We start from the raw sequence: 9,736 nt of genomic DNA on the forward strand, positions 1-9,736 counted from the left end.
CTTTAGGTTTATTATATTATTTAATATAACGAGCGTTCGATATAGAGACGATAGCTGTTATGCCGAAAATTGTTAATCATGAACAATACCGTAAAGAATTACTCAATCAATGTTTTGATTTGTTTGCTGAAAAAGGCTATGCAGCGATTACTATGCGGCAGATTTCTGCGAGTTTAAAGGTTTCCACAGGTACGCTATATCATTATTTTCCCAACAAACAAGCTTTGTTTGAGCAATTGGTGGAAGAAATTAGTCAGCAGGATATCATTACAGCTTTAACAGAATTTGGAGAAAAAAATAACTTATTAGAATTGATGGAAGCTTTAGGTCAATATCTTGTTAAAAATGAGGATTACCTAATTAAATGGACTTATTTGTGGGTTGATTTTTGCCAACATCAAGACTCAAAAATAATGCTAACCAATAGCACTGTTTTTAAACGGGCTAATCAACGATGTCAGCAGTTAGCCTGTGATTTATTAGGTGTTCCAGATGTAGTATTAGCATCTTTTGTTTTGAGTTTTGTGAATGGTGTGGTTTTAGAGAAATTGTGGGGTAATGAGAACATTGATTTTCCTGAACAGTGTCAGCTTTTAGGAGAGATGATTGTAGCCTATTTACGACAAAAAACCGACTTTAAGGTTAGTAGTTAAGCGTCAATAAATGTAGAAAAATTTGTTTTATCACTTTGGGAGTTATGATGAGTTATAAACAGTTGTTTAAACCTAAAAATCAAGGGTTAATTGCTTTAATAATTGCGGCCACTGCGATAACAGGAGGAATTGCTATTTATGGGATTTCTAACTTTGGAAAAATGGAAAAATCTTCTGTAACTGAATCCAAACCTATTGTCCCTATTCCGCAAATAGTTACTGCTTTAGGAAGACTAGAACCGAAAACGGAAATAATTAAATTATCTGCACCTTTAGCATTAGATGGCGATCGCATTTCTGAACTATTAGTTAAAGAAGGTGATAATGTTAAAATCGGACAAGTAATTGCTATTTTACAATCCCGTGATCTATTAAAAAAATCTGTGATTCAATCCCAGCAACAAGTGAAAGTTGCTAAAGCTAAACTCGCACAAATTAAAGCTGGGGCTAAATCAGGAGAAATTCAAGAACAGTCAGCAATTGTGGAGAGAATTAAGGCACAATATGCAGGAGATCAACAATCCCAACAGGAAAATATTGCCCGCATATCAGCCCAATGGGAAGGTGATAGAATTGCCCAAACAGCAACTATTAATAAACTAACCGCAGAACTCAAAAATGCCGAATCAGAATATAAACGCTATGAAAAGTTATTTTCTGAAGGGGCAATTTCTAATTCTGTAATTGATGGTAAACGTTTAAATGTAGAAACTGCTAAACAGACATTAAGTGAATCTCAAGCTATTCTCAACCGCATTAATACTACAGCCAATAAACAATTAGCAGAAGCTAAAGTTGCTCTCAATCGGATTAATGCTACTAGTAATAAACAAATTAATGAATCTCAAGGTAAACTCAATAGTATTGCTGAAGTTCGTCCTGTAGATGTGCAGTTAGCACAAACAGAAATTGAAAGTGCGATCGCTAATCTAAACAGGGCAAAAACTGAACTAGAAGCAGCTTATATTCGCGCCCCTATGACGGGACAAATTATCAAAATTCATACTCGCGTCGGTGAAAAAATTGGTGATGAAGGGATTGCTGACTTTGCCCAAACTAACGCAATGATGGCAGTAGCAGAAGTTTATCAAACTGATATTAGTAAGATAAAATTAGGACAAAAAGCCATAATTACCAGTCAAGGATTTACAGGAGAATTACAAGGTACAGTCCAGCAAATTGGTTTACAAGTCAAACGCCAAAATATTTTTGGTGATCAACCAGGAGAAAATTTAGACAGTCGCATTGTCGAAGTAAAAATTCTCCTCAATCCTGAAGATAGTAAAAAAGTTTCCGGCTTAACTAATTTACAAGTGCAAACAGCAATTAAATTGTAATTAATTTCTCATCAAGATGCATAAAAAAACTCATGATTAATAAAATCTTTCGGAAAACGCCCCTAGCTTGGCGACAATTAATGAAGGAAAAAACCCGGCTAGTGGTTGCAGTTGCGGGAATTACCTTCGCAGATATGCTGATATTTATTCAGATGGGTTTTGAAAGTGCATTATTTGATTCTGCTATTCAACCTCATCGCAATTTACAAGCAGATTTAGTAGTAACAAATCCTCAATTTCAAACCCTATTTTCAGTCAAAAGCTTTTCTAGAGAAAGACTTTATCAAGCATTAAGTTACAACGGTGTAAAATCAGTCAGTTCTATTTACATTAGTACCGGACAATGGCGCAATCCTCAAACTAAAATAGATCGATCTATCTTAGTTTGGGGTCTAGATCCATCTGCACCTGGTTTAAAGTTTCCTGAACTGCAAGCAAAGAAAGATGATCTTAAACAATTGAATCAAGTTATATTTGATGAAGCTGGTCGTCCAGAATATGGAGAAATTGGCAGTACTTTTCGAGCAACTGGGAAGTTTAACGCCGAATTAAGCGGCAAAAATGTCAGTGTTAAGGGTTTATTCCAAAATGGTGCTTCCTTTGCTGCTGATGGTAATGTCGTCACTAGTGATTCTACGTTTTTACAATTATTTCCTACTCGCAAAGCTGATCAAATTGAAGTTGGGTTAATTACTCTTCAACCCGATGCTGATCTTGAAAAAGTCAAAGCACAACTACAAATAGGACTAAATCCAGATCCTAAAAATCCCTTTGTTGAAGTTGGTACTCCCGAAACATTTGCCCAAAAAGAAAAAACTTATTGGGCTAATGGGACAGGGATTGGGTTTATTTTTAGTTTGGGTGTAATAGTCGGTTTTATTGTTGGTATTGTCATTGTTTATCAAGTGCTATATTCTGATGTTTCTGATCATTTACCAGAATACGCTACTCTCAAAGCAATGGGTTACACTGATAATTATCTATTGCGAGTTTTATTACAAGAAGCATTGTTTTTAGCTGCATTGGGTTATTTACCTGCATTTTTCCTATCTTTTGGGTTATATCAAGTTACATTTGCCGCAACTCTTTTACCAATATATATGAAGGTAGATCGGGCAATTAATGTTTTTTTCTTAACAGTAATTATGTGTACTGTTTCTGGCGCAATAGCGATGCGAAAACTCCGTTCTGCTGATCCGGCGGATATTTTTTAAACTGACTCACGCAAAGGCGCAAAGGCGCAAAGGGAAGGAACTATGTCATTGGAAGTTACAACTATTGCTTCTGAAGTTATTTCTAGTTCAGAAACAGTTATTTCTGTTAGTAATCTCAATCATTATTTTGGTAAAGGTGCGCTACAAAAACAAGTCTTAGTTGATATTAATTTAGAGATTAAGGCGGGAGAAATTGTGATTATGACTGGTCCTTCGGGTTCAGGCAAAACTACCCTATTATCATTAATGGGGGGTTTACGTTCTGCCCAAAATGGTAGTTTGCAAATATTAGGACAGGAAATGTCTGGTGCAAAAAAAGGGCAATTAACTAAATTACGTCGCCAAATTGGTTATATTTTTCAAGCACATAATTTGATGAGTTTTTTAACAGCCAAAGAAAATGTGCGGATGTCTTTGGAGTTACATGAACATCATCTCAATGGCGATATTAATGCTAAAGCTACAGCAATGTTAGAACACGTCGGTTTAGGAGAACGGGTTAATTACTATCCAGAGAATTTATCCGGTGGACAAAAACAACGGGTAGCGATCGCCCGCGCTTTAGTTAGTCATCCCAAAATAGTCTTAGCAGACGAACCGACAGCTTCATTAGATAAACAATCGGGACGTGATGTGGTGGAATTAATGCAAATGTTAGCCAAAGAACAAAACTGTACTATCTTATTAGTCACCCATGATAACCGCATTCTGGATATAGCTGATCGGATTATTTACATGGAAGATGGACAATTAAAAAGTGATGGAATAGATATGGGAGTCAAAGTAAATTGACACTTATTTATAATGAATAATAACACAGTCGCAATTTCAATATTGAATCAATAAACTTGCAACAAATGAGAATTGATAACTTATCCAATTAATGGCAAAATTCTCTGTAATTCTCCACAAGCAGCTTTTAAAGAAGGTGGTGCATTCTCATCCAAATTACCTTGAGAACACTGGTTGACTAATTGCTCAACATAGGGTTTGCAAATAGACTCATTTTTGTCGAATTTTGGATATGGCTTTTCAGCTTGTTCATCAACATTTGTACCTTGTAAATAATATATCCAAGTTTCAATATTTCTTTTAGGAACAAAAATTGCTATGGCTTCACTAGGTTGACGAAGTTGTTGTGAATTTTCTATAAGTGCATCATCTAATTGCTTTAGTCTTTCTTCGACTGTTTTTTTATCTGCATCAATTAAAACAATGAGCATTCCTGAAAGATAATTTTTGCTACGATATGCTTTGACTTCTTTAGGATAATTATCTCTAACGAACTGCTCACCTGCTCCTTCTAGACAGATTTTAGGTTTAATATTTCCAGTAAATCCTCTTTTTTTGAGGAAATGACGAGCAAAAACTTCTTGTTGTCTATCCTCACACAAAATGACAATCTGCACTCTCCGCTGGCTCATTATAACCATCCCCGCGCAATCAGTTCTGAAATCTTTAATCCTGAATCATCAGCTTCTTCATTACTGATTTTTCTCACTCTTACAGGTGCATTACTTTGACGTTCAAACCAGTAACCTATTGGTGACGCTAAAAGATAATTAATACATTCGGGATGATGTGAAATTAGTAAGGCTTGTAACTTTCCTTCATCACAAAAATCATACAGTTGAAGTAGCCAAGGTTGAATTTCTGGAAGTGCTAAAAAGTTTTCTGGTTCATCTATACATAAAGTATAATCTTCTGATTGAGTACAATATAAAAGAGTATATAGAGCAATTACAACTCTTTGACCATCAGATAATTCATTAAAACCATATTCAATAATATTTTTTCGATCTGAATCATGGGCAAATCTTAATTTGAGAATTGCAGATTTATCTCCATAGTGTTCAAATTTGAAACTTACAAAACCATTTAAAACTTGTTTTAGTCCTTGTATTAATTCAGCTACTTTACCCTGATCTTGTGAAATGTAACGATACCAAGAAACATAATTATCCATAGATGGAGTTAATAATATTTGCTCTTGTTCGCTGATTGAAGAAATTATAGAAGGAACAATTTTTACAATAATGAATCGCTCTATCCTTTTTTTGAACCATGTTAGCTTTGTATTATCTTGTCTTGGGAGAAAGAAAGGTAATATAGATTGTGACCAATCAAATGGATATTTTGGACCGGGTATATAGTCATCATTAAATGATTGCACTTCCCCCTGTTCAAAATTCAATAAAATTTGATTATTAAACATTAATCTTTCATATTGAACACAACTATATTCTGGATAATGTTGAATTGCCAGTTCATATTTATAATTACCACCATTACCATCTATTTCTAACTCAAAACGTTGAATTGGTAAACTTTGCCAACGAGTGGATCTAAAATTTTGAAAAATTCCTTCTACCTTAAAAGAGCCAAGGATGAAACATTGAAGTCTCCATAAAGCTTCAAAAACAGTGGATTTACCTGAACCATTACCACCAAGAAATAGATTAATTGCATCAACATTAAGTTCAAAATTTACCAAACAACCAAAATTATCAATGTAAATACGCTTTAACATAAAATCTTTCCTCCTAACCAAACACTATAATACAATGCCCATTACAATCATCACATAAATTAAATTAATCATATAAATCACAGTCCAGACCGTAATATAGTACAATTGTTCTATACAGACAAAACATAATGCTCGTTCTAGTCAAGTGTAAGATAGAAAAACAATGATTGCCTACGGTACGCTATGCGAACAGTATCATCATTGTTTTAACTAATTATGGTTGACTTTTCTCGTGAGGTGAAATTCACCGTGAGAAAAAGTATTAAAAATCAGGAGCAGACGATGAACAGTTGTATTTTGATGGCAGAAATTTACGATAATCCCCAACTGCGTCACACACCAGATGGGTTAGAAGTTACAGAAATGATCGTTCATGTCGCGGGAGCAAAACCAGATGATCCTTCCCATCCCTTGAAAGTCGTAGGTTGGGGAAATTTAGCAAAAGAGATTCACCAAAGTTATCATCAGGGCGATCGCGTTATTATTGAAGGGCGCTTAGGCATGAATACAATTGATCGCCCCGAAGGATTTAAGGAAAAACGCGCAGAATTAACAGTCCAAAAGATTCACGCCATCGGACAAGGTACTTATACCAGTTCACCACCGGCAGCCACGAGAACCACACCAGCCTATGAAACCCCTGTAGCGCCACCAACCTACAGCCCTACTAATTATGAATCAAACTATCCCACATCCGCCCCAATGCCCCAGGTAACAGCCCCTCAGCCGACATACCAACCCGCCCCTGTGCAGTCTCCATCCCCTGTAGGAGTTACGCCAGAACCCGATCCAGATGACATCCCGTTTTAGTCATAATCCTTGTAGAGACGTTCCGTGGAATGTCTCTACATTCTTTTTCAACCTCCACTGACTTCACCCCATTCCCGAATTGCTGGAAATACGGATGAATAATCATCTTCTGGATAGGACATTTTCATAGTTGCGTGTAAGATTTGCCTTACACCTTCAATACTGTTGAGATTCAAACCCAAGGATTTTGCTTCCGAGATAAATAAATCTATTTCTTTGATCAGTTGTTTTGTTGGTAAGTTAGCGTTATTGTAATTGCCATCTAACATCCGCCGCAAATTTTGATCAAAAGTGGGAGCATAAAGTTTACTTTCGCGCAGAACTTGCATAAACAAATCAACATCAATGCCTTGCAACTGGATATATGCCAGACTCAGAGCAAAGCTAGTTGTGAGAGAAGCAATCAGTTGATTGAGCGCCAGGGTGAGGTTTGATGCCGAACCCACAGCGCCTATATATACAGGATTTTCGCCAAAATGTTGGAGTAACTTTAAATGACGCTGATATTGTTCTTCCTCTCCACCTACCATGACAATTAACTTGCCAGTTTGAGCTTCGGGAATACTACCGAGGACAGGTGCTTCTATATATTCACCACCAGCCGCAACTACTGTATCTCTGATTTCTTGGCTTTCTAAGGGATTAATCGTCCCCATTTGAATGATGCTGCGTCCTGATAAAGTATGCCAAGAAGTATCGGTCAGAAGTACATGATAAATAGCTGCGGCGTTAGAAAGCATTAGCACGATACAGTCAGCAGCACGGATGGCTTCGCGGGGTTTTGTCACAATTTGCGCCCCTGCTTTCCGTAACGGTTCTAATTTTTCTGGGGTGCGATTATAGGCAATTAGTTCTATATCGGTAGCTAATAACCTTTGAGCCATCGGTAGTCCCATCAATCCAGTTCCCAGAAATGCCACCTTCATGTTTTACGTTCCTTTGTCAGTGGTCAGTTGTTATTTGTCAGTGGTCAGTGGTCAGTTGTCAGTGGGTACGGATAATTGGAAGAATTTATTACCCATACCCAATTAATTTTGACTTTTGACTTTTAACTTTTGACTTCCGCGAAGCGGTACTAGCCTCCAGCGGCAAAAGTCACCATAATGATTATGGAAAGTAAGAGTCCGGGGGACAGTAGAGTTACTAGCACTAACAGATCATGAGCAGTCATAATTATTCCTCTTTGCAGATTTTTGACTTTAATCATCACTGCTATGCTAGTGCAAACAAGGCTAATACAGGATTGTTAAAGAGATTTTTAACCTTTCTCTTTGATCTCTACTCTGGTACGACTAATCCCTGGAGTGGTTGTGATGCTTCTTGTTCAGTTAGTCCCTGGCTTTGGACTAAAACGCCAAAGTTGCCTAGTCCTCCTGGGTTAATTAGTTGGTGTAATCCTTCCCGTCGTTGTAGCAACTGTGATATTGGTTGCTGTTGAGAGGAGAGTGCAGCTAACCTTTCACCTATTCCCAATGCCATCAAAAATAGCCCTTGCTGAGTCCAACCCATGTTTTTGAGTCCGCACCGTTCACCCCAAGATGATAAGGCTGTAAAGTCAACATGGGCAGTGATATCTTGTTGCCCAATATTGATATAAGGATTATCATGATGACGATGCTGGTAGTAGCACTGGAGAGTTCCCTGCGATCGCCTGGGGTTATAATAACGATGAGCAGGGTAGCCATAATCAATTGTTAGCACATACCCCCGTTCCAAGCAGTCTGCCACTATACCCAACCAGTTCAAAGCTGCTAAATTAATTTCACTACGATAGCCATTTTCATAAGTATTTTGGCTTAAATCAATGCCTACTAACTTAAAATATTCTCCTAATTGTGGTGTTGATGGTTCTCCTATTACTTCAATAAATAGAGGATCACGGATGATCTGGATTTCACTGATTTCACGGTTTAATTCGGCAAGGGTGACGTAAATTTCCCGCAATTCTCCTGCTGCTAAAATAAATTGGTGGACTGGAAAAGCATCTACTAATTCATTGGAAAAGAAGCAGCCGTTAATAGATTTGGAGGGAATTTCTTCCAAGTTACACCAATCAACAGCAAAATCTTGTAACCGTTGTTGTTGTTCTTGTTTTAAACTTTGTGATTTTTCAACAATAATATATTTGACTGCGCCAAAAAAATCTGGGTACTCTTGCTGTATATAATTGAGAATATGGGATGCTAATATACATTGTCCTGCCCCCATTTCTACCAAATCAAAATGTATAGGTTGATCTAAAATCTCCCACATTTGGTAAAATTGCTTTGCTAGTAATTCCCCAAAGTCAGCGCCTAAACTGGCAGATGTGAAAAAATCACTACCGCGAAAGCCGATTTTGATGGCATCACTAGAATAATAGCCATGTTCTGGGTGATATAACACCATATCCATGTATTGGGCAAAAGTAATTCTTTTTTGAGGGCTGGTGATGATACGATGGGCTATGGCTTGACACAGTGGGGAATGGGAATCCATAAAATTCAATGTATATTTCCTAATATTTTCGCACTCCTAACGCACCTTTGCTAATCTTCCTAATAATGTGGCTGGAAGTAAAGGATATTTAGGTAATTTGGGGATGAGAAAATCAGGTAAATCAGTATTAAAAGTTGCATTTGTCTGAATCAGGATGTCCAGGATTTGAGGATTTACAGGATGTTTTTGAATGATGGTTTGTAGAGATGTTGGGGATTTCTAGGATGTTTTTTGATGATTTTCCTTAAATGATTATAAACCATCTAAAAATTACCATCCTGTACATCCTTTAATCCTGGTTATCCTGATTCAGACAAATACAACTTTCATCACCAACAAACTATCTAAAAATTACCATCCTGTACATCCTTTAATCCTGGTTATCCTGATTCAGACAAATACAACTTTCATCACCCTTAACGGGTGACAAGGCGGCTAAAGAGCTTGTTTCATAAGGGATAGAGCCTGAAAGCCCCGTTGAAAAAAGAGGCGTTTATGAGGCTTGAGATTGATTAAATTCAGAGCTAAATCAGCCCATAATTCCATACCATAAATCCATAGTTGTCCGTAGAGAGCAAAGCTAAAATCACTTTGACGTGGGTACTTGTCCTGATGTTGTTGAATACGTCCGGCATAAGTCTCTATACCTAATTTTTTCATCCGTTGACCGTGCATAGTGGCTAAACTATAAGCAATGACAATCAATAATACTAA

At 37.0% G+C, this 9,736-nt stretch carries 10 protein-coding genes and 1 pseudogene; 5 read left to right on the forward strand and 6 right to left on the reverse strand.

All coding sequences use genetic code 11. The annotated features are described in order from the left end of the window. Window positions 1-59: 59 nt before the first annotated feature. From AN486_RS17240 to AN486_RS17255, 4 genes are read left to right on the forward strand one after another with little or no spacing between them, the layout of a single operon-like run. Window positions 60-653, forward strand: a complete 594-nt coding sequence (locus AN486_RS17240; RefSeq protein ID WP_290601776.1) for a TetR/AcrR family transcriptional regulator — start codon at window positions 60-62, stop codon at window positions 651-653. Window positions 654-700: 47 nt separating this feature from the next. Further along, window positions 701-1,990: an ABC exporter membrane fusion protein gene (locus AN486_RS17245; RefSeq protein ID WP_290601778.1), complete on the forward strand. Its 1,290-nt coding sequence runs from the start codon at window positions 701-703 to the stop codon at window positions 1,988-1,990. 32 nt (window positions 1,991-2,022) lie between these two features. Then, window positions 2,023-3,204, forward strand: coding sequence for an ABC transporter permease DevC (gene devC / locus AN486_RS17250; RefSeq protein WP_168635457.1), 1,182 nt, complete (start codon window positions 2,023-2,025; stop codon window positions 3,202-3,204). 42 nt (window positions 3,205-3,246) lie between these two features. Then, complete coding sequence (locus AN486_RS17255; RefSeq protein ID WP_053539088.1) at window positions 3,247-3,996, forward strand: DevA family ABC transporter ATP-binding protein; 750 nt, start codon at window positions 3,247-3,249, stop codon at window positions 3,994-3,996. A gap of 80 nt (window positions 3,997-4,076) precedes the next feature. Here AN486_RS17255 and AN486_RS17260 read toward each other — a convergent pair whose 3' ends face one another. Both AN486_RS17260 and AN486_RS17265 read right to left on the reverse strand, forming a co-directional pair. Then, on the reverse strand, window positions 4,077-4,628 hold the full coding sequence (locus tag AN486_RS17260; RefSeq protein WP_168635458.1) for a hypothetical protein: 552 nt from the start codon (window positions 4,626-4,628) through the stop codon (window positions 4,077-4,079). Further along, a complete protein-coding gene (locus AN486_RS17265; protein ID WP_168635459.1) occupies window positions 4,628-5,734 on the reverse strand; it encodes an AAA family ATPase in 1,107 nt (368 codons plus the stop codon). Before AN486_RS17265 ends, AN486_RS17260 begins: the two co-directional genes overlap by 1 nt. A gap of 282 nt (window positions 5,735-6,016) precedes the next feature. Here AN486_RS17265 and AN486_RS17270 point away from each other — a divergent pair, with 282 nt between their 5' ends. Further along, window positions 6,017-6,544 carry a single-stranded DNA-binding protein gene (locus AN486_RS17270; RefSeq protein ID WP_290601780.1) on the forward strand — a complete coding sequence of 176 codons (528 nt, stop codon included), beginning with the start codon at window positions 6,017-6,019 and terminating at the stop codon, window positions 6,542-6,544. Between the two features lie 47 nt (window positions 6,545-6,591). Here AN486_RS17270 and AN486_RS17275 read toward each other — a convergent pair whose 3' ends face one another. The 4 genes and pseudogenes from AN486_RS17275 to AN486_RS17290 all read right to left on the reverse strand — a co-directional run. Continuing rightward, complete coding sequence (locus AN486_RS17275) at window positions 6,592-7,470, reverse strand: NAD(P)-dependent oxidoreductase (protein ID WP_015078484.1); 879 nt, start codon at window positions 7,468-7,470, stop codon at window positions 6,592-6,594. A gap of 149 nt (window positions 7,471-7,619) precedes the next feature. Beyond that, window positions 7,620-7,751, reverse strand: coding sequence for a hypothetical protein (locus AN486_RS17280; protein WP_290601777.1), 132 nt, complete (start codon window positions 7,749-7,751; stop codon window positions 7,620-7,622). A 71-nt stretch (window positions 7,752-7,822) separates the two neighbouring features. Next, complete coding sequence (locus AN486_RS17285; protein WP_053539085.1) at window positions 7,823-9,022, reverse strand: class I SAM-dependent methyltransferase; 1,200 nt, start codon at window positions 9,020-9,022, stop codon at window positions 7,823-7,825. A gap of 435 nt (window positions 9,023-9,457) precedes the next feature. Beyond that, window positions 9,458-9,736: pseudogene (locus AN486_RS17290) on the reverse strand (IS4 family transposase); the annotation flags it as partial.

Source organism: Anabaena sp. AL93 (genome assembly GCF_001672085.1).
GTDB lineage: Bacteria > Cyanobacteriota > Cyanobacteriia > Cyanobacteriales > Nostocaceae > Dolichospermum > Dolichospermum heterosporum.

Coding starts and splice junctions, on each gene's coding strand:
- AN486_RS17245 (WP_290601778.1), top strand. CDS start 701: ATGAGTTATAAACAGTTGTTTAAACCTAAAAATCAAGGGTTAATTGCT.
- AN486_RS17265 (WP_168635459.1), bottom strand. CDS start 5,734: ATGTTAAAGCGTATTTACATTGATAATTTTGGTTGTTTGGTAAATTTT.
- AN486_RS17280 (WP_290601777.1), bottom strand. CDS start 7,751: ATGATTAAAGTCAAAAATCTGCAAAGAGGAATAATTATGACTGCTCAT.
- AN486_RS17260 (WP_168635458.1), bottom strand. CDS start 4,628: ATGAGCCAGCGGAGAGTGCAGATTGTCATTTTGTGTGAGGATAGACAA.
- AN486_RS17255 (WP_053539088.1), top strand. CDS start 3,247: ATGTCATTGGAAGTTACAACTATTGCTTCTGAAGTTATTTCTAGTTCA.
- AN486_RS17275 (WP_015078484.1), bottom strand. CDS start 7,470: ATGAAGGTGGCATTTCTGGGAACTGGATTGATGGGACTACCGATGGCT.
- AN486_RS17270 (WP_290601780.1), top strand. CDS start 6,017: ATGAACAGTTGTATTTTGATGGCAGAAATTTACGATAATCCCCAACTG.
- AN486_RS17285 (WP_053539085.1), bottom strand. CDS start 9,022: ATGGATTCCCATTCCCCACTGTGTCAAGCCATAGCCCATCGTATCATC.
- devC (WP_168635457.1), top strand. CDS start 2,023: ATGATTAATAAAATCTTTCGGAAAACGCCCCTAGCTTGGCGACAATTA.
- AN486_RS17240 (WP_290601776.1), top strand. CDS start 60: ATGCCGAAAATTGTTAATCATGAACAATACCGTAAAGAATTACTCAAT.